The sequence below is a fragment of the Streptomyces sp. SID5643 genome, assembly GCF_009872555.1.
GTDB classification, from domain to species: Bacteria; Actinomycetota; Actinomycetes; order Streptomycetales; family Streptomycetaceae; genus Streptomyces; species Streptomyces iakyrus.
The window spans coordinates 34,447-53,904 of the sequence record NZ_WWIC01000152.1 but is presented as its reverse complement, the minus strand read 5'-3'; the positions used below and the strand labels follow the sequence as shown (position 1 = coordinate 53,904).

The window sequence follows — 19,458 nt, the reverse complement described above, 5'->3', positions numbered from 1 at the left end:
ATGGGCGACAACATCTGGCTCGGCGACCGGGACGCGGTGCGCACGCCGATGCAGTGGACGCCCGACCGCAACGCAGGCTTCTCCTCGTGCGACCCGGGACGGCTGTTCCTGCCCACGATCATGGACCCGGTCTACGGCTACCAGGTCACGAGCGTCGAGGCGTCCATGGCGTCGCCGTCGTCGCTGCTGCACTGGACCCGCCGCATGATCGAGATCCGCAAGCAGAACCCCGCCTTCGGACTCGGCTCGTACACCGAGCTGCCGTCGACGAACCCGGCGGTGCTGGCGTTCCTGCGCGAGTACGAGGACGACCTGGTGCTGTGCGTGAACAACTTCTCGCGCTTCGCTCAGCCCACGGAGCTGGACCTGAGCGCCTTCGAGGGGCGGCACCCGGTGGAGCTCTTCGGCGGGGTCCGCTTCCCGGCGATCGGCGAGCTGCCGTACCTGCTGACCCTCGGGGGGCACGGGTTCTACTGGTTCAGGCTCCGCAAGGAGACCATGTGAGGCCTGAAAAGGCCTGTTGAGGCCCGATCCGCGGGACGGGCGGCAAACCCCCGCGGCGGGGCGTTTCCTCCGCCCCGCCGGGGGCACGCATCAGTAACACCCCGCCCCCGCCCGCGTGAGCCGGAGGGGCGCCGTCCGGAGCCGGCCGCAGGCGCCGGAGGCGCACCGAGAATGGGTGAAAGGACGCGACGCCATGTCGGAAGCCGTCACACGCACCGTCACCACCCCGCCCGGCCTCCTTGCCTCCCTCGATCCACTGCTGCGGGAATGGCTGCCACGGCAGCGCTGGTTCGCGGGCAAGGGACGGCCGGTCACCGGGTTCACGCTCGTCGAGGCCACCGAGCTCCTTCCGGCCACGTCCAAGCTGGGCCTGTACCACCTGCTCGTCCGCGCCCATCAGCCCGTCGTGCCGTCCCACGGGGCGCCCGGTCACCCCGGCGACTGCTACCAGCTGCTGATAGGCGTGCGCGAGGCGCTGCCGCCTCGGCTGGCGCCCGCGCTGATCGGACACGTGCCGACCGGACCGCTGGCCGGCCGGACGGTCTACGACGCCCTGCACGACACCAGGCCCGCCGAGCTGCTCCTGGAGGCACTGCGCACCCGGTCCCGGATCGGCAGGCTGCGCTTCGACCGGGACCCCGGCCAGGACATCCGCTCGGGTCTGGTGCCGCGGGTGGTGACCGCCGAGCAGTCCAACTCGTCGATCGTCTACGGAGATACGTTCATCCTGAAGCTGCTTCGCCGGATCGTGCCCGGGGTCAATCCCGACCTGGAACTGCCGCTCGCGCTGGCCCGCGAGGCCTGCCCCCGGGTGCCCGCGCCGACGGCCTGGATGGTCGCGGACATCGCCCCCACGGCGGACCCGGTCGTCCCGTCGGGCCCGGCGGACCTCGCCGCCCAGCCGTACGTCCTGGGCGTGCTCCAGCCCTTCCTGCAAGGCGCCTCCGACGGCTGGGAACTGGCGCTGCGCGAGCTGGCCAAGGGCGAGGACTTCAGCGCCGAGGCGCGGGCTCTCGGCCGGGCCACCGCCGAGGTGCACACCGCGCTGGCCCGCGCGTTGCCGACCGTCACCCTCGGTCACACGCAGCTCCGGGTCATGGTCGACGGCATGATCGAGCGGCTGGACGCGGCCGTCCAGGCGGTACCCGCGCTGCGGCCCTACGCCGGCGGGCTGCGGTCCGCGTTCACGGCGCTGGGCGATCTGGCCGCCGAGGGCCGCACCTGGACCGCGCAGCGGGTGCACGGCGATCTGCACCTCGGCCAGTGCCTGCGCTCGCCGTCCGGCGAGTGGTGGCTGATCGACTTCGAGGGCGAGCCGGCCCGGCCGCTGGCCGAGCGGCGCATGCCGCAGCCGGCCGTGCGGGACGTCGCCGGCATGCTGCGGTCCTTCGACTACGCGGCCCGCTCCGCCGACCCGCCCCAGGCGGACTGGGCCGAGACCTGCCGCGCCGCGTACTGCTCCGGCTACGCGGAGGCCTCCGGCCGTGATCCGCGCACCGACCCGGTGCTGCTGCGGGCCTACGAGACGGACAAGGCGATCTACGAGGTGGTGTACGAGGCCCGGCACCGCCCCGACTGGCTGCCGGTGCCCCTGGCCGCCATAGACCGGCTCGCCTCGACCGGCCACCTGACCTGACCGACCACCCCTCGTCCTGGAGGCTCCGCCCGTGACCCCCCGCCCTGAGTCCAGCGGTTCGCGTCCCAAGGGGACCGCCGGGGAGAAGATCCCCGAGCAGCCCACGGCCGCCCAGCAGAAGAGCGCCGCGAAGAAGACGGCGGTGCCCAAACAGGCAGCGGCGAAGAAGGCGGCCCCCGCGAAGGCGACCGCCAAGAAGGCCGCAGCCGGCAGGACCACCGTCGGCAAGACGGTGGCCAAGAAGACGGCGGCGAAGAAGGCCGCAGCCGGGAAGACGGCGGTTGAGCGGCCCGCGGCCGAGACGGCGACGGCGAAGAAGGCCGCCGCGAAGAAGACGGCCGCCAAGAAGTCGGCCGCGAAGAAGTCGGCCGCCAAGAAGGCCACGACGGTCAAGGCGACGGCGGCCAAGACCACTGCCGTGAAGACCGCCGCCTCGAAGCCCACGACCGCGGACACCGTCGCCGGCAAGGCGGCCGCCGCGAAGTCCCCCGCGGCGAAGAACACCGCGAAGAAGGCTCCGGCCAAGAAGGCCGGCACCGTCAAGAGCGCCGCTGCCACGACCACGGCCGCCAAGAGCCCGGCGAAGAAGACCACCGCCGGCAAGGCGGTCGCGAAGAAGAGCGCGGTCAAGAAGGCCCCGGCCCGGAAGGCTCCCGCCGCACAGGCGCCCGCCTTGGAGGCCGCTTCCGCGCAGGTCGTACCGCCGGAGATGGAGGTCGCCGTCTCCCCCGCCGTCGACGCGGCGGACCGGGAGCGGCTGCTCGGCGGCACGCACCACGACCCGCACTCCGTGCTCGGCGCGCACCCGGTGCCCGGCGGCATCGCCTTCCGGGCGTTCCGGCCGTACGCCCTGGCGGTGACCGTCGTCGCCGGGGAGCTGCGGGCCGAGCTGCACGACGACGGGGAGGGGTTCTTCTCCGGCCTGCTGCCGCTGCGGGAGATCCCCGCGTACCGGCTGGTCGTGGAGTACGAGGGGACGGTCCTGGAGACCGAGGACGCGTACCGCTTCCTGCCCACACTGGGCGACCTCGACCTGCACCTGATCGGCGAGGGCCGGCACGAGGAGCTGTGGACGGCGCTGGGCGCGCACCCGATGACCCACGAGGGCGTGACCGGCACCCGGTTCGCGGTGTGGGCACCGAACGCGCGCGGCGTGCGCGTGGCCGGCACCTTCAACTTCTGGGACGGGACCGGGCACGTCATGCGGTCGCTCGGCTCGTCCGGGGTGTGGGAGCTGTTCCTGCCGGACGTCGGTGAGGGCGAGCTGTACAAGTTCGAGATCACCCGCCCCGACGGTTCGAGGACGCTGCGCGCCGACCCGCTGGCCCGCCGCACCGAGGTGCCGCCCGCGACCTCGTCGGTCATCACGTCCTCGGCGTACGAGTGGGGCGACGCCGAGTGGCTGGCCCGGCGCGCCGAGGCCCCGGCGCACGAGGCGCCGTTCTCGGTGTACGAGGTCCATCTGGCGTCCTGGCGGCCCGGGCTGACGTATCGGCAACTGGCCGAGCAGCTCCCGGCGTACGTGAAGAACCTGGGGTTCACGCACGTCGAGCTGATGCCGGTCGCGGAGCATCCGTTCGGCGGCTCCTGGGGCTACCAGGTGACCGGCTTCTACGCGCCGACGGCCCGGCTGGGCACGCCGGACGACTTCCGGTACCTGGTCGACAAGCTGCACCAGGCCGGCATCGGCGTCCTCATGGACTGGGTGCCGGCGCACTTCCCGCGCGACGCGTGGGCGCTGGCCGAGTTCGACGGCCGCCCGCTGTACGAGCACGAGGATCCGCTGCGCGCCGCGCACCCCGACTGGGGCACGCTGGAGTTCGACTTCGGTCGCAACGAGGTGCGCAACTTCCTCGTCGCCAACGCGGTGTACTGGTGCGAGGAGTTCCACATCGACGGCCTGCGCGTGGACGCCGTCGCCTCGATGCTCTACCTCGACTACTCGCGCGAGCCGGGCCAGTGGACGCCCAACGAGCACGGCGGCCGGGAGAACCTCGACGCGGTGGCGTTCTTGCAGGAGATGAACGCGACGGTGTACCGCAGGGTGCCCGGCGTGGTCACGATCGCCGAGGAGTCCACCGCCTGGGACGGGGTCACCCGCGCCACCCACCACAAGGGCCCGAGCGGCTTCGGCGGGCTGGGGTTCGGGCTGAAGTGGAACATGGGCTGGATGCACGACTCGTTGCAGTACATGAGCCACGAGCCGGTGCACCGCAAGTACCACCACGGGGAGATGACCTTCTCGATGGTGTACGCGTACAGCGAGAACTACGTGCTGCCGATCTCCCATGACGAGGTCGTGCACGGCAAGCGGTCCCTGGTGTCGAAGATGCCGGGCGACTGGTGGCAGCAGCGCGCCGGGGTGCGGGCCTACCTCGGCTTCATGTGGGCCCACCCGGGCAAGCAACTGCTGTTCATGGGGCAGGAGTTCGCCCAGGGCGCCGAGTGGTCCGAGGCGCACGGCCCCGACTGGTGGCTGCTGGACCCGGGGTACGGGGCGGAGGCCGACCACCGGGGCGTGCGTGACCTGGTCCGCGACCTGAACACCGTCTACCGGGCGACCCCGGCGCTGTGGCGACTGGACACGGACCCGGCCGGCTTCGAGTGGATCGTCGGGGACGCCGCCGACGACAACGTCCTCGCGTTCCTGCGGCTGGACCCGGAGGGCGTGCCGGTCCTGGCGGTGTCCAACTTCGCGCCGGTCACCCGCCAGGACTACCGCCTGGGCGTCCCCGAGGACGTGCCCGCCTGGCACGAGGCCGTCAACACCGACGCGGCCCGCTACGGCGGCAGCGACGTCACCCACCCCGACCCGGTCAAACCGGAGCCCCAGCCCTGGCACGGCCGCCCGGCGAGCATCCGCCTGACCCTGCCGCCGCTGGCGACGGTGTGGCTGCGGCCGGCGTAGGGGGCCCGGACCCCCTGTGACGCGGCTGTGACCGGAGGAGTGGCCTCCACCACAGCCCGGCCGGTCCGGCCCTGGTGGGGTGGTCGCATGGATGTCCATGCCGTTCACCGCGCCGGTCCGGCCGTGCTGACGGGCTGCACGGTCTCGGTGGCCCGTGCGGGCGGTGCGCTCCTCCTGCGGGCCCGCAGGACGGCCGCCGCGTCATGACGCTGCTGCCGGTCTTCGCCGGGCTGGTGGTCGCGGTGGTCGCGGTGCGCGGCTTGCTGACCCATCCGCGGCTGCCGCTGTGGGTGCGCACCTCGGTCTTCTGGACGGTCCCGCTCTCCGCCCTCACCTGGGCCTCCATCATGGCCGCGGACGAGCCCGTGCTGTTCCCGGACACGGCTCCCTGCCCCAGGGAGCCGTACCAGGAGGGCGTCATCGGCGGGGGAAAGGTGGTGGGCGTCTCCACCGCCTTCCCCCCGCGCGCCTACTGCCGGTGGGAGGACGGCACCGTCCACGAGCTCACGCCCGGCGCCGAGTTCCTGTTCTGGGTCCTCTTCGCCCTGTCGGTCGTACCGCTCGGCGCCGGGCTGTGGCATGCGCTGCGGGATCCCACGTCACAGGTGCACTGAACGCGTTCCGCGCCCTACCCGAGCGCCTGTGCCAGGGGGGCGGGCAACGGCCCCGTGTGCAGCACGCCCAGCCGCTGGGTGGCCCGGGTCAGGGCCACGTACAGGTCGCTGGTGCCGTAGCGGCCGGGCTCGACCACGAGGACGGAGTCGAACTCCAGGCCCTTGGCCTGGCGCGGGTCGAGCAGGACGACCGTCCGGGTGAGGTCGGGTTCGGCGTCCGCCGTGACGCCGTCCAGCCGTGCCGCGAGGGAGCGGTGGAGGTCGCGCGGGGCGATCACCGCGAGCCGGCCCTCGGCGGGGGTGAGTTCCCCGACTGCCTTGGCGACGGCGCCGGGCAGGTCGTCGGTGGCGCGGGCCCAGGGGCGTACGCCTGTGGAGCGGACCGAGCTGGGCGGTTCGAACCCCGGCTGCTCGGCGCGCACCACGGCCGCCGCGACGTCCATGATCTCGGCCGGTGTGCGGTAGTTGACGCCCAGCCGGGTGTGCTCCCAGCGGTTCTCGACATACGGGGAGAGGATGTCCGACCAGGAGCCGACCCCGGCCGCCTCCGCCGTCTGGGCCGGGTCGCCGACCAGGGTCATCGATCGGGTCGGGCTGCGCCGCATCAGCAGCCGCCACGCCATCGGCGACAGCTCCTGCGCCTCGTCGACGATGATGTGCCCGAACGCCCAGGTGCGGTCGGCGGCGGCACGTTCGGCGGCGCTGCGGTGGTCGTCCTCCTCGTGCCGCTCGGCGAACCGCTCGGCGTCGATGATGTCGTGCGCCGACAGCACCTCGGAGCTCTCGGGGTCGTCCTCCTCCTTGTCCTCGAACTCGTAGGTGCGGGACGCGTAGGACACGTCGAGCACGCCCTGGGCGTACGCGATCTGCCGCTGCCGCTCGCGCTCCGCGCGGTCGCGGGCCAGCCGGTCGTCGTCGCCGAGGAGTTCGGCGGCCTCGTCGAGCAGCGGCACGTCCGCGACCGTCCAGCGCCGGGTCACCGGGCGGCGTACGGCGTCGGCGTCCTCGGCGGGCAGGAACTCCTCCGGCGCGGCGAGGAAGTCCGCGACGAGCCGCTGCGGGGTCAGCAGTGGCCACAGCCGGTCGACGGCCGACCACACTTCGGGGTTCTCGGCGAGGTCGTCGCGGATCTGGGTGATGTCGCTGGGGTCGAGCAGGCTGGACCCGTCGAAGGGGTCGGTGCCGATCCGCTCGGCGTACAGGTCGGTGAGGGCGTTGAGGATGTGGCCCTCGAAGTGCTCGCGGGCGGCGTTGTGCGGCAGCTTGGCGGCGCGGGTGCGTTCGCGGGCGACGTTGACCAGGCCGTCGTCGAGCATGAGGACCTCACGGTCGTGCTCGACGGTGATCACCGGGTCGGGCAGCGCCTGCCTGCTGCGCACGACCTCGGCCAGCACGTCGGCCATGCCGGCCCGGCCCTTCACGGCGGCGGCCTCGGGCGTGTCGGTCGCGGTCGCCTTCACACCGGGGAACAGCTCGCCGACGGTCGCGAGGAGGACCCCCGTCTCGCCCAGGGAGGGCAGCACCTCGCCGATGTAACCGAGGAACGCCGGGTTGGGACCGACGATCAGCACGGCCCGCTTGGCAAGCAGTTCCCGGTGCTCGTAGAGCAGGTAGGCGGCGCGGTGCAGGGCGACGGCCGTCTTGCCGGTGCCCGGGCCACCCTCCACCACCATGACGCCGCGGTGCGGGGCGCGGATGATGCGGTCCTGGTCGGCCTGGATGGTCTGCACGATGTCGCCCATGCGGCCGGTGCGTGCGGAGTTGAGGGCGGCGAGCAGTACGGCGTCGCCCGTCGGGTCCTCGTGTCCGGTGCGGGTCTCGTCGCCGAGGTCGAGGATCTCGTCGTGCAGGTGGGTGACCGTACGGCCCTCGGTGGCGATGTGCCGGCGGCGCCTGAGGCCCATCGGGGTGTGGCCGGTGGCCAGGTAGAAGGGGCGGGCGACATCGGCCCGCCAGTCGATGAGGACCGGGGTGCGTTCGGCGTCGTCGGTGCGCAGGCCGATGCGGCCGATGCGGTGGGTGACGCCCGAGGTGAGGTCGATGCGGCCGAAGCACAGGGAGCCGTCCACCGCGTTCAGCGCGGCGAGCAGCCCGGAGCGCTCGGCCACGAGGATGTCCCGCTCCAGTCTGGCCTGCATGGGGGTGTTGCCCTGCGCGAGCGCGTCCGTGACGGAGGACTCGGCGTCGCCGCGCAGCGCGTCGACACGCGCGTACAACCCGTCGATGAATTCCTGTTCCTGCCGCAATTCATCGTCCGGAAATTCGGTGTTTGACAATTCCGCTCCCGCCCGGATATACTGTGCTCACTGAACTTCACACGGCTTCAATCCACTTGAAGTCGCGAACAAACAAATATACGCAAGGAAATCCCCCGAGCGCAATTGCTCGGGGGATTTCCTGTTGTCCGGGCGGGTCGCCTGGATCACGTCCGCGAGCTCCTCCAGCAGCTTCCGCTTGGCCCGCGCCCCCACCATGGCCTTCGCGGGCTCGCCACCGCGGAACACCATGAACGTCGGCATCGGCAGCACCTTGCAGGCGTTGGTCGTCGCCGGCGAGCGACGCCGGGCAGGAGTCGCCCTCGGGGTGCCCGGCGCGCAGGCACTCCGCGAAGGGCCCGCGTCTCCTCCGGGCCGAACCCGAAGAGCGTCCGCGTCGTGGTCCCGGCCCGGTGCGGCCGGCTCGCCGATTCGCAGGTGCTCGAACCTAAGCCTTGACCCCGGCGTCAAGGCAACAGCGGTTTCCGCTCCACCGGGGAGGTCAGCACGATCGAGGTCGTGGTGCGGCCCAGCGCGGAGACGGCCTCCAGGACGTCCTCCAGATGGACGGTGTCCCGGACGGCGACCTTGAGGATCCAGCAGTCCTCCCCGACCACGTGGTGCACCTCGGTGATCTCGGGGCGTTCGATCAGCTCCAGCGTCCTCGGGTGCTTCAGGTTGTAACCGCCGTGCGGGTCGACGCGGACGAACGCCTGGATGCCGTAGCCGAGCCGGGCCGGCACGACGTGGGCTCCGTAGCCGCTGATCACGCCCGCCGCCTCCAGCCGCCGCACCCGCTCGGTGACGGCCGCGGGGCTGAGCCGGACCCGGCGGCCCAGCTCGCTGAGCTTGATCCGGCCCTCGGTCTGGAGCAGGTGCAGGATCTGCCGGTCCAGCGCATCGAAGGCCACCGATGTTTCGTCGGCGGCGGTCCGCAGATGCCGTGGTTCTTTCGGTGCGGCGGCCTGAACTCCCATGGTTCCCCCTTCAGGGCGTGGATGTACGCCGGGAGAATTATGGCCATGGAAAAGGCCCTGGAAGTACTGGTCATCGGCGGCAACCGTTACGTCGGAAAGCGTCTCATCGCGCGGCTCCTCGCCGAAGGCCACCGTGTCACCGTGCTGAACCGAGGGTCCTCCCCGCCGCCCCCCGGTGTGGAGCACCTGCGCGCCGACCGGGACGACGAACGGTCACTGACCGACGCGCTCGGCTCCCGCGTCTTCGACGTCGTCGTCGACCAGGTCTGCTACACCCCGCGCCAGGCCGCGATCGCCCGCCGCGTCTTCACCGGACGCACCCGGCGCTATGTGATGACCTCCACGGTCGAGGTGTACGAGTACGAGGACTCCGCCGCCCTGGTCCGGGAAGAGGCCGTCGACCCGTCCACCGTCCCGGTCGACGCCGGGCTGCCCTGGGAGGATCCCGCGTTCCTGGAGGCCCACTACGGGGAGGGCAAGCGGCAGGCGGAGGCGGTCCTCGCGACCGGACCGGGGTTCGCGTCCACGGTGGTGCGGGTGGCCCATGTGCTGGGCGGGGACGACGACTTCACGGGCCGGCTGGCCCACTACGCCGAGCGGATACGCGCCGGCGAGCCGATCGCCGTGCCGACGGTGAACCGGCCGGCCACGTACGTGTACGTCGAGGAGATCGCCCGCTTCCTGGCCTGGGCGGCGGGCGAGGACTTCACCGGGCCGGTGAACGCCGCCTCCTCCGGGACTCTGAGCACGGAGGAGCTGTGCGCGGCGGTGTCCGCTCATGTCCCGGGCGGCCGGACCGAGTTCCGGCCGGTCGAGGTCGGCGAGGTCTCGCCGTTCTCCTTCCGCCGCTCCTACGGCATGGACAACGCCCGGGCCGCCCGGCTCGGCTTCACCTTCGGCGAGGCCCGGCAGTGGCTGCCGCGTGCCGTCGCGGAGACGCTCGGGAAGGGCGACTGACGTGCGCTACAGGACTCTCGGCGGGCTACGGGTGAGTGCGATCGGGCTGGGCGCGATGCCGCTGTCCATCGAGGGACGGCCGGACGAGGAGGGTGCCGTGGCCACCGTGCACGCCGCGCTCGACGCGGGGGTGACCCTCCTGGACACGGCCGACTCGTATCACCTGCCGGGCGCGGAGCCCGGGCACAACGAACGTCTGGTGGCCCGGGCGCTGGCCGCCTATGGCGGTGACACCTCAGGTGTCCTGGTGGCGACGAAGGGCGGCCGCGGCCGCCCGGCGGGCACCGACTGGACGGTGAACGGCCACCCGCAGCACCTCAGGGCCGCCGCCGAGGCCTCACGCAAGCGGCTGGGCGTCGAGGCGATCGGCCTCTACCAACTGCACAAGCCCGACCCCGCCGTGCCCTTCGAGGAGTCGGTCGGCGCGCTGCGCGACCTGCTCGACGCGGGCACGATCCGGCTGGCGGGTGTGTCCAACGCGGACGCGGACCAGATCCGCCGGGCGCACGACATCCTCGGCGACCGGCTGGTGTCGGTGCAGAACCGGTACTCCCCTGCCGTCCGGGACAGTGAGCCGGAACTGCGGCTGTGCGGGGAACTGGGGCTGGCGTTCCTGCCGTGGAGCCCGCTGGGCGGGCTGGCCCGCAGCTCCCTGGACGGGCCGTCGCGCACGGAAGGGCAGCAGCGCTTCGCCGCCTTCCACGCGGTGGCGGCGGAGCGCGGGGTCAGTCCCCAGCAGGTCGGACTGGCCTGGCTGCTGGCCCGGTCCCCGGTGGTTGTGCCGATCCCGGGGGCGAGCCGGCCGCGGACGATCAGGGACTCGGCAGCCGCGGCGGACCTGCTGCTCGCCCCGGAGGAGCGGGCCCGCCTGGACGAGTCCGCCGGCCTGGTTCGCGCCTAGACCGTGTCCGCACCGTCCCGTCGTCCGCCCGGGAGGCGGGGCCCATGGTGTCCGGTGCGGCGAGAGTGGTGTGCCGACGCCGTGGGGCAGGCGGGATGTGCGGATACGGCCCAGGGGGTCTCGGCACAGGCCGGCTGCCGCCGTGCGGGGCCGCTCGTCCGGCCCGCCGGACGCGTCGCCCGGGCCGCGATCGCCCGGGCCGCCCGGCTGCCGGCCGCGACCTGAGCGTCGGGGAGGGTCAGGGCGGGCCTGTCGATCGGTCACGCCATGGACGCCTGGGGTCCGGCACACGCGTCCGCCGCATCGTCGCCGACCGCATCGTCGCCGACCGCCGGGACTCCCGAACTCCGGGCTCCGGGGCTTCCGGATTCCGGGACACCGAGACACTGGGGCTCCGAGGCTCCCGGACTCCGGGGCTCTAGGACTCCGGGACTCCGGGACTCCGGGACCCGAAGCTCCGTGACTCCGAGGCTCCGGAGCCCCGCACGGCAAACGTGCCGCGCGGAACGTGCCGTTGCCGGGACGCCCTGCGCGGTTCCCGCACTGCTCCAGGCCGCTGGAGGCACCGGCCGACCCCGGGACACTCTCGGGGCGGACCACACCCCCGGCCGGGCAGGTCCCCCGAGGCGGGCCATGCCTCCCAGGCACGCCACGCCTCCGAGGGGGCCACGCCTGCCAGCCGGGCGCCCCTCCCGCCTGAGTCATCCGACGCACGGGCACTCCCGGCCCCGGGCCCCGGGCCCCAGGTCCCGGCCCCCGGGCACTCCCGCCCCGGGCGCGTGCGTGGCGCCTGCCGCCCTTCGGCGGAGGCGCCACTCCCGCAACCGGCCCTAGCGGGTCCCGGCCGACTCCAGCTCCTTGTCCTTCCCCGCCGGCTCGTCCACCGGCTTCGCCCTGCCGGGCAGCAGCAGCGCCACGACCACCGTGCCGACGCCCAGGATCACGGCCCCGATCAGACTGGTGTGCGCGACCGCGTCGGAGAAGGCGGACCCCACCGCGTCGGCCATCTGCCGGGCCCCGTCGCCGAGCTGCCCGGCCTGCGCGCGCAGTCGCTCCGCCTGCTGCGGGTCGCCGGTGTGGGCGGCCTGCTCGGTCAGCTGCCGGGCCTTGTCGCCGAGGCCCCGGGCGACGGCGTATCCGGCACCGACGGAGTCCTGGGCCGTGGACAGGGCGTCGGCGGGGAGCTTGCTGCCGGCCGCGGCGTCCGCGAGGTGGCCCGAGTAGGACGTGGCCAGCAGCGAACCGAGGATGGCGATGCCCAGCGAGCCTCCGAGCTCGAGCGACGTGTCGTTCACCGCGCCGCCGACGCCCAGCTCCGACTCCGGGAACGCCCCCATGATCGCGTCCGTGCAGGGCGACAGGGCGAGCCCGATCGAGAGGCCGAGGACGACCAGGGGCGCGACGAAGTCGCCGTACGACGAACCGGAGCCGACCTGGGTGAGCAGCGCCAGGGCCGCCGTGCCGCCGACCATGCCGGCCGTGACGGTCCACTTCATGCCGACCCGGGGCGTGAGGAGACCGGTGAGGGCCGCCCCGACGAACACGGCGCCCGCCAGCGGCAGCATGCGCACGCCGGTGTCCAGGGCGTCGTAGCCGAGGACGAACTGGAGGTGCTGCGTCAGGTAGTAGAAGGCCCCGAAGACCGCCAGGAAGAACAGGGCGACGGCGAGGTTGGAGCCGGCGAAGCCGCGGTTGGTGAAGCGGCGGACATCGAGGAGCGGGCGCGGGTGACGCAACTCCCAGAGGACGAAGGCGACGAACCCGGCTCCGGCGACGACCGCCGCCGTGACGGCCTTGACGCCCCAGCCGAAGTGCGGCCCTTCGATGATCATGTAGACCAGCGCGGCGATCCACACCACCGAGAGCAGTCCGCCGCCGTAGTCGATGCGCCCGCGGTCCGCGGCCCGGGACGGCGGTACGAGGACGAGGGCGCCGACGAGACCCAGGAGTGCGACGGGGACGTTGATGAGGAACGTCGAGGACCAGCCGTGGTCCTCCAGCAGCGCCCCGGCGACCAGCGGTCCGGCCGCGATGGCGAGTCCGGCCGTGGCGGTCCACAGGGTGATGGCCTTGGCGCGTTCGGCGCGCGGGAAGGTCGCGGCGAGCAGCGACAGCGTGGCGGGCATGATCATCGCGGCGCCGGCGCCCATCACGGCCCGTGCGGCGATGACCGTCGTGGAGCTGTCGGCGAGGTAGCCGAAGACGGAGCCGCCCGCGAACACGACCAGCCCGAGGACGAGCGCGCCCCGACGGCTGTACTTGTCGCCTGTCGCACCGAGCAGCAGCATCAGCGCGGCATAGGGAACGGTGTAGCCGTCGATCACCCATTGCAGGTCGGCGCTGGTCAGGCCGAGGTCCTGGGTCATGTCGGGCGCGGCGACGGTGAGGGCGGTGTTGGCCATCACGATGATCAGCAGGCTGAGGCAGAGCACGAGGAGCGCCCACCAGCGGCGTGCGTAGGGGCGGTCCATCCTCTCGGCCGGTTCGTTCATGACGAGTCGCATGGCAGGGGTTGCCTTCCTCGCTGTCTTGCACATGGGTGTGCATTTACACAACGCTGTGCAATCTACGCCGTTGCACAGCACTGTGCAAATCGCTGCGGGAAGGGGCACAATGACGACCATGACCACGGGAACCAGCCGCGCCGACGCCAACCGCCGCCGCATCCTCGACGTCGCCCTCGCCGAGCTGCTGCGTGACCCCGACGCGTCCATGGACCAGATCGCACGGGCCGCGGGCGTCGTCCGGCGGACGGTGTACGGGCACTTCCCGAGCCGTGAGGCGCTGATCAGCACGCTCGTCGACGAGGCGGTGGAGGCGCTGTCGGCCGCGCACGCGGCGGGCCGCGAGGGCGTGCGGGAACCGGCGGAGGCGGTGGCGCGCTCGGTGCTGGCGGTGTGGGCGATCGCCGACCGCTACCGGCTGCTGGTCGCCCTCGCCCAGCGCACGGTCACCATGCAGGGCATCAGGGAACGGCTCGCTCCGGTCCGGGAAGCGAGCATCGGGCTGTTGCAGCAGGGCCTGGACGAGGACGTCTTCAGCTCGCCGCTGCCGGCTCCGGCGCTGGCGTACGTGCACGAGCAGACGCTGTTCGCCGTGATGGAGGCCGTGAACGACGGACTGCTGACAGCGCAAGAGGCGGGCCGCTGCGCCGCGGTCACCGTACTGACCGCGGCGGGCGTGCCCGCCTCGAAGGCCACCGGGCTGGTGGCGAAGCTGAACGCGTGAACTTCTCGATGGATGAACCGGGCGGCTGAGCGACGGGGGGACACCCAGCCGCCCGGATTCTGTGGGGGCGGCGCGGCCGTCAGGCCTTCGCCAGCTCCTTCTCGCCGCCCTTCTCGGGCGCCTCGACGTGGTCCTCGGCCGGGCCGTCGTGGCCCTCGTCGAGCAGCGTCTTCTCGTCGAAGGGCAGCTGACCGGCGAGGACCTGGTTCACCCGCTCCTTGTCGATCTCCTTCGTCCAGGTGCCGATCAGCACGGTGGCCACGGCGTTGCCGGCGAAGTTGGTCAGGGCGCGGGCCTCGCTCATGAAGCGGTCGATGCCGACGATGAGGCCGATGCCGTCCACCAGGGCCGGCTTGTGCGACTGCAGACCGCCGGCCAGGGTCGCGAGACCGGCGCCGGTGACACCGGCGGCGCCCTTGGAGGCGACCAGCAGGAAGAGCAGCAGCGGGATCTGCTCGCCGATGGACATCGGGGTGCCCAGGGCGTCGGCGATGAACAGCGACGCCATGGTCATGTAGATCATGGTGCCGTCGAGGTTGAAGGAGTAGCCGGTCGGGACGGTGATGCCGACCACCGGCTTGCTGACGCCCAGGTGCTCCATCTTCGCGATGAGCCGCGGCAGCGCGGACTCGGAGGAGGAGGTGGACAGGATCAGCAGGAACTCACGGCCCAGGTACTTGAAGAGCGTGAAGACGTTCAGGCCGGAGACGACGCGCAGCAGGATGCCGAGCACGATGAAGACGAAGAGGAAGCAGGTGACGTAGAAGCCGAGCATCAGCACGGCGAGGCTCTTGAGCGCGTCGAGGCCGGCGGAACCGGTGACGGCGGCGATGGCGCCGAAGGCACCGATCGGGGCGGCCCACATCACCATGGCGAGGATGCGGAAGACGAGCCGCTGGATGTGCTCGATGCCGCGCAGGATCGGCTGGCCGGCCGAGCCCATGCCCTGGAGTGCGAAGCCCGCGAGGAGCGCGATCAGCAGCGTCTGGAGGACCGACTCGTTGGTGAAGGCCGAGACGATCGTGGTCGGGATGATCCCGAGCAGGAACTCCGTGGTGTCCTTGGCCTCGGAGTCGACCTGCGCGTGACCGGCGTCCTTGACCGCGTCGGTCACCGCGAGCCCGGTGCCCGGCTCCAGGATGTTGCCGACGACCAGGCCGATGCCCAGCGCGACCAGCGACATCACCATGAAGTAGCTCAGGGCGATACCGCCGACGGCACCGACCTTGGCGGCCTTCCGCACCGAGCCGATGCCCAGGACGATCGTGCAGAAGATGATCGGCGAGATCATCATCTTGATCAGGGCCACGAAGCCGGTTCCGATGGGCTTCAGCCCGACCGCGAAGTCGGGTGCGGCCAGGCCCACCGCGATACCGGCGGCGACCGCGATGATCACCGCGATGTAGAGATAGTGCGTGCGGTCCCGCTTGGCCTTGGGTGCGGCAGGTGCCGTATCGGCTGCGCTGGTCACGGCGGCCCTCCTTGACGACGTCGTCGGCATCACCGGCGTGCGGCTCACGTCCGGGGGAAGAGGGAGCGGGGAGCTCCCGGAGATGCGTTATGGGGAATGCCGTGACTATGTCCTTCTCTGTGAGCGCGGTCACCCTTCCGTTCATTTAGTTCACAATCAGCCACGAGGCAGACTGACGGCATGCGTCTCTCCGTCCCCGGCCCCCGCAGTCTGGCGGGCCAGCTCTTCGCCATGCAGGCCGTCCTGATAGCGGTCGTCGTGGCCGGATACGCGCTGTTCTCCTACGTCAGCGACCGCAGCCAGGCCGAGGAGGCCGCGACGCGCCAGGCCAGGGCGGTGGCGCGGTCCGTCGCGGACTCCCCGTCCGTGCTGGCGGCGACCCGCACCGCCGACCCGTCGGCCGAGCTCCAGCCGTACGCGCTGAAGGTGATGCGGGACACCGAGGTCGACTTCATCACGATCATGGATCCGCGGGGCATCCGCTGGACGCATCCCGACCCGCAGCAGATCGGCCAGACCTTCCGGGGCCACACCGAGCAGGCGCTGCGCGGCCGGACGTTCACCGAGACCTACACGGGCACGCTCGGCCCGTCGGTGCGCGCGGTCACCCCGATCAAGGACGGCCCGCGGGTGGTCGGCCTGGTCAGCGCGGGCATCAGGGTCGAGGAGATCACCCAGCGGGTGCAGGACCAGCTGACGGCCCTGCTCGGCGTCGCGGCCGGCGCGCTGGTGCTGGGCGCGGTCGGCACGTACGTCATCAACGCCCGGCTGCGCCGCCACACCCACGGCATGAACGCCGCCGAGCTGAGCCGGATGCACGACTACCACCAGGCCGCCCTGCACGCCGTACGCGAGGGGCTGCTGATGCTGGACGGGCAGTACCGTGTGGCGCTGATCAACGACGGAGGACGCGAATTGCTCGGCGTGGCCGGGGACGTGGTGGGCCGGTCGGTCGCGGAGCTGGGGCTGCCGGCCCCGCTGACGGGTGCCCTGCTGGCGTCGGAGCCGCGGGTGGACGAGGTGCATCTGACGGCGTCCCGGGTCCTGGTGATCAACACCTCGCCGGTGTCGGGCGGCGAGCGGCGCGGTACGGTCGTCACCCTGCGTGATGTCACCGAACTCCAGTCACTGATGGGCGAGTTGGACTCCGAGCGTGGATTCACCCAGGCGCTGCGCTCACAGGCTCACGAGGCGGCGAACCGGCTGCACACGGTCGTCTCGCTGATCGAGCTGGGCCGGGCGGAGGAAGCGGTGGAGTTCGCGACGGCCGAGCTGGAGCTGGCGCAGGCCCTGACGGACCAGGTCGTGGCGGCGGTGAGCGAGCCGGTGCTGGCGGCCCTGCTGCTGGGCAAGACGGCCCAGGCGAACGAGCGGGGCGTGGAGCTGATGGTCTCGGAGGAGAGCAGCCTGGACGACGGCCTGCTGCCCGAGTCGCTGCCGGCCCGGGACCTGGTGACGATCCTCGGCAATCTGATCGACAACGCCGTGGACGCGGCGCAGGGCAGCGTACGGGCCCGGGTGACGGTGGCCGCGTACACCGAGGCCTCCGACGACACCCCGGAGCTGGTGCTGCGGGTCTCGGACACGGGCCCGGGCGTGGACCCCGAGCACGCCGAGGCGGTCTTCCAGCGCGGCTTCTCGACGAAGCCGGCGGGCCCGGGTGGCCGGGGCCTCGGACTGGCGCTGGTACGGCAGACGAGTCAGCGGCACGGGGGTTCCCTGACGGTGGCCGAGGCCGCCGGGGGCGGGGCGGAGTTCGAGGTGCGGCTGCCGCTGCGGGAGCCCGGGACGGCGGCCGAGGACCGGCCCTTCGGGGTTCCGGCGGCCAGAGGCGCTGGAGGCGACGCATGACGAGCAGCGAGAAGGCCATCCGCGTCCTGGTGGTGGAGGACGACCCGGTCGCCGCCGACGCCCACGTCCTGTACGTCGGCCGGGTGCCCGGGTTCGTGGCCGTGGGCAAGGCGCACACGGGCGCGGAGGCCCGCCGGGCCCTGGAACGCACGCCGGTGGACCTGCTGCTGCTCGATCTGCACCTGCCGGACGTGCACGGACTGCACCTGGCCCGGTCGCTGCGGGCGGCCGGTCACCATGCGGACGTGATAGCGGTGACGTCGGCGCGCGATCTGGCCGTCGTCCGCGAGGGCGTCTCGCTCGGGGTCGTCCAGTACGTCCTGAAGCCCTTCACCTTCGCGACCCTGCGCGACCGCCTCGTGCGCTACGCCGAGTTCCACGCGGCGGTCGGCGAGGCGAGCGGCCAGGACGAGGTGGACCGGGCACTCGCGGCCTTGCGCGCGCCGGGCCCGGCCGCACTGCCCAAGGGCCTGAGCGCACCGACGCTGGAGCGGGTGACGGTGGCCCTGCGCGACAGCGCGGAGGGCCTCACCGCAGCCGGAGTCGCGGAGTCCGTGGGCATCTCCCGCATCACGGCCCGCCGTTACCTGGAGCATCTGGTCGACGCGGGCCGCGCGGCCCGCCGCCCTCAGTACGGCACGGTGGGGCGCCCGGAATTGCAGTACCGCTGGGTCACGGGCCAGTGACGGCCCATCAGCCATGAGGTCGTGCCCGTGCGCCCCGGCACGGCCAAGGGCGCCCGGGCCGGGGTTCAGTCCGCCCTGTCCCGCGGCAGCACGCCCGCCCGGAACGGCTCGACTCCCTCCAGCCGCCGCACCCGCGTCGGCTCGATCAGCAGCACCACCCGGCGCTCTCCCGGCAGCAGCCACGGGTAGCGGTCCGCGCCGAGGTACTTCCGCGCCAGCCGGTCCATCGACCGCTCCGCGGCCTCCCCCTCCACGAACCGCACGACCTTCCCGCGGATCTCGGCGCGGTCGTAGGGGTTCGCGGGGTCGTGGTGCGACAGCGAAACGTACGGATTGCGCCGCAGGTTCTCCTCCTTCACCCGCCCCATGGAGGTGTTGACCATGACGTACTCCCCTTCGATGTCCGCCCACATGGGCGACACCTGAGGCGCCCCGTCCGCCCCCACCGTCGCGAGATGCCAGAAGTTCGGCGCGGGAAGACGCTTGCGCATATGCCCGTTGAGCTTGCCGTTCCTCTGCGTCACCGCCTTTCCGGGCCGGCGATCACCGGGCCCGGCGACATCCTCGCCCCGCTTCCATCCCGGCCGGAAGACGATCTCCAGCCCCGGTCGAACCCGCCAGTAGCCGTAGCTTCCTACAATCCGTGATCCTGGCCGAACAGACCGTAGTCAGCCCACCTTCGCCGCCCTAGCTTGTGGGCCGTGCGCCGACCTTCAGCCCGCCCCAGCCCGTCCCCTCCTTCTCCCCCGGCCGCGTCCGCCCCCACGGCCCCGCCCTTCAACGCCCCCGCCGCCCGCCGACTGCGCGCCGCCCTCGGGATGGCACCCGAGCACGTCGCCCACGGCATGCGCGTCTCGTACGGACATCCCCACATCACCCCGGACCACGTGATGGCCTGGGAACGCGGGGCCGCCGCCCCGACCAACTCCGAACTCACCGCACTCGCGGGCGTGCTGTGGTGCTCGCCCGCCGACCTCATCGGCAGACCGCGCACCCTGCGCGAACACCGCATCGCCCGCTGCCTCGCCCCGGAGGACGTGGCCCGGGCCGTGGGACACGAGGTGCAGACGTACCTGCGCATGGAGGAGACCGACAGCTGGCGCGGCACGGACCGCCAGTCCGCCGCCCTCGCCGATCTGCTCGGGCTCGGCCTGCCGGACTTCGTCAGCGTCACGGGCCGCGACGCCAAGCTCGGCGACCTGCTGCGCAGCGCCGTCACCACCCGCTGGCAGGCCTACGTACGCCCGGTGGCCCGGCTCGTGCCCCTGGACCGGCGGTTCCTGCAGGGGGCCCTCCAGGGCCTGCACGAGGACTACCAGGGGCACATGGCCGCCACCCTGAGCTGGGGCGGCGGCAGCGGTGACGCGGGCGGTGCCGGCCAGGACTTCCTCAACCGGATCGTGGAGCACTTCTGGACGAAGCTCCAGGACGACACCGACCTGGAGGCCGGCTAGAAGAACTGGGCCGCGG

Annotated in this window: 15 protein-coding genes and 1 pseudogene; 10 read left to right on the top strand and 6 right to left on the bottom strand. The window is 72.5% G+C overall.

What is annotated here, in order from left to right; translation table 11 throughout:
• The 4 genes from GTY56_RS18665 to GTY56_RS18650 form a co-directional block, all read left to right on the top strand.
• The coding region (locus GTY56_RS18665; RefSeq protein WP_161366488.1) for an alpha-glucosidase C-terminal domain-containing protein at positions 1-504 on the top strand (504 nt) is incomplete at its 5' end.
• Positions 505-697: 193 nt separating this feature from the next.
• Positions 698-2,140: a maltokinase N-terminal cap-like domain-containing protein gene (locus GTY56_RS18660; RefSeq protein ID WP_161366487.1), complete on the top strand. Its 1,443-nt coding sequence runs from the start codon at positions 698-700 to the stop codon at positions 2,138-2,140.
• A 31-nt stretch (positions 2,141-2,171) separates the two neighbouring features.
• Positions 2,172-5,048 carry a 1,4-alpha-glucan branching enzyme gene (gene glgB, locus GTY56_RS18655; protein WP_161366486.1) on the top strand — a complete coding sequence of 959 codons (2,877 nt, stop codon included), beginning with the start codon at positions 2,172-2,174 and terminating at the stop codon, positions 5,046-5,048.
• A 203-nt stretch (positions 5,049-5,251) separates the two neighbouring features.
• On the top strand, positions 5,252-5,662 hold the full coding sequence (locus GTY56_RS18650) for a hypothetical protein (protein WP_161366485.1): 411 nt from the start codon (positions 5,252-5,254) through the stop codon (positions 5,660-5,662).
• Positions 5,663-5,676: 14 nt separating this feature from the next.
• Here the strand turns inward: GTY56_RS18650 and GTY56_RS18645 are convergent, their stop codons facing one another.
• The 3 genes and pseudogenes from GTY56_RS18645 to GTY56_RS18630 form a co-directional block, all read right to left on the bottom strand.
• Positions 5,677-7,908 carry a HelD family protein gene (locus GTY56_RS18645; protein WP_202510395.1) on the bottom strand — a complete coding sequence of 744 codons (2,232 nt, stop codon included), beginning with the start codon at positions 7,906-7,908 and terminating at the stop codon, positions 5,677-5,679.
• A gap of 174 nt (positions 7,909-8,082) precedes the next feature.
• Positions 8,083-8,217: pseudogene (locus GTY56_RS41355) on the bottom strand (thioredoxin family protein); the annotation flags it as partial.
• Between the two features lie 167 nt (positions 8,218-8,384).
• On the bottom strand, positions 8,385-8,894 hold the full coding sequence (locus GTY56_RS18630) for an Lrp/AsnC family transcriptional regulator (protein ID WP_202510394.1): 510 nt from the start codon (positions 8,892-8,894) through the stop codon (positions 8,385-8,387).
• A gap of 45 nt (positions 8,895-8,939) precedes the next feature.
• On the opposite strand from GTY56_RS18630, the gene GTY56_RS18625 reads away from it, so the two are divergent.
• Positions 8,940-9,851, top strand: coding sequence for an NAD-dependent epimerase/dehydratase family protein (locus GTY56_RS18625; protein ID WP_161366484.1), 912 nt, complete (start codon positions 8,940-8,942; stop codon positions 9,849-9,851).
• Position 9,852: 1 nt separating this feature from the next.
• Positions 9,853-10,752, top strand: coding sequence for an aldo/keto reductase (locus GTY56_RS18620; RefSeq protein ID WP_161366483.1), 900 nt, complete (start codon positions 9,853-9,855; stop codon positions 10,750-10,752).
• Between the two features lie 830 nt (positions 10,753-11,582).
• On the opposite strand, the gene GTY56_RS18615 is transcribed toward GTY56_RS18620, so the two are convergent.
• Positions 11,583-13,256 (bottom strand): DHA2 family efflux MFS transporter permease subunit, encoded by a 1,674-nt coding sequence (locus GTY56_RS18615; RefSeq protein ID WP_161366482.1) that lies wholly within the window; start codon positions 13,254-13,256, stop codon positions 11,583-11,585.
• 109 nt (positions 13,257-13,365) lie between these two features.
• On the opposite strand from GTY56_RS18615, the gene GTY56_RS18610 reads away from it, so the two are divergent.
• Positions 13,366-13,980, top strand: coding sequence for a TetR/AcrR family transcriptional regulator (locus GTY56_RS18610; protein ID WP_161366481.1), 615 nt, complete (start codon positions 13,366-13,368; stop codon positions 13,978-13,980).
• A gap of 79 nt (positions 13,981-14,059) precedes the next feature.
• Here GTY56_RS18610 and GTY56_RS18605 read toward each other — a convergent pair whose 3' ends face one another.
• Positions 14,060-15,451, bottom strand: a complete 1,392-nt coding sequence (locus tag GTY56_RS18605; RefSeq protein ID WP_161366480.1) for a cation:dicarboxylate symporter family transporter — start codon at positions 15,449-15,451, stop codon at positions 14,060-14,062.
• A 180-nt stretch (positions 15,452-15,631) separates the two neighbouring features.
• On the opposite strand from GTY56_RS18605, the gene GTY56_RS18600 reads away from it, so the two are divergent.
• Positions 15,632-17,302 carry an ATP-binding protein gene (locus GTY56_RS18600; protein ID WP_161366479.1) on the top strand — a complete coding sequence of 557 codons (1,671 nt, stop codon included), beginning with the start codon at positions 15,632-15,634 and terminating at the stop codon, positions 17,300-17,302.
• A complete protein-coding gene (locus tag GTY56_RS18595; protein WP_161366478.1) occupies positions 17,299-17,988 on the top strand; it encodes a response regulator in 690 nt (229 codons plus the stop codon). Before GTY56_RS18600 ends, GTY56_RS18595 begins: the two co-directional genes overlap by 4 nt.
• Positions 17,989-18,053: 65 nt before the next feature.
• Here the strand turns inward: GTY56_RS18595 and GTY56_RS18590 are convergent, their stop codons facing one another.
• Entirely contained in the window at positions 18,054-18,479 is a 426-nt protein-coding gene (locus GTY56_RS18590) for a PPOX class F420-dependent oxidoreductase (RefSeq protein ID WP_161366489.1), read from the bottom strand.
• A gap of 201 nt (positions 18,480-18,680) precedes the next feature.
• On the opposite strand from GTY56_RS18590, the gene GTY56_RS18585 reads away from it, so the two are divergent.
• On the top strand, positions 18,681-19,442 hold the full coding sequence (locus GTY56_RS18585; RefSeq protein ID WP_161366477.1) for an XRE family transcriptional regulator: 762 nt from the start codon (positions 18,681-18,683) through the stop codon (positions 19,440-19,442).
• The last annotated feature ends 16 nt before the right edge of the window (positions 19,443-19,458 follow it).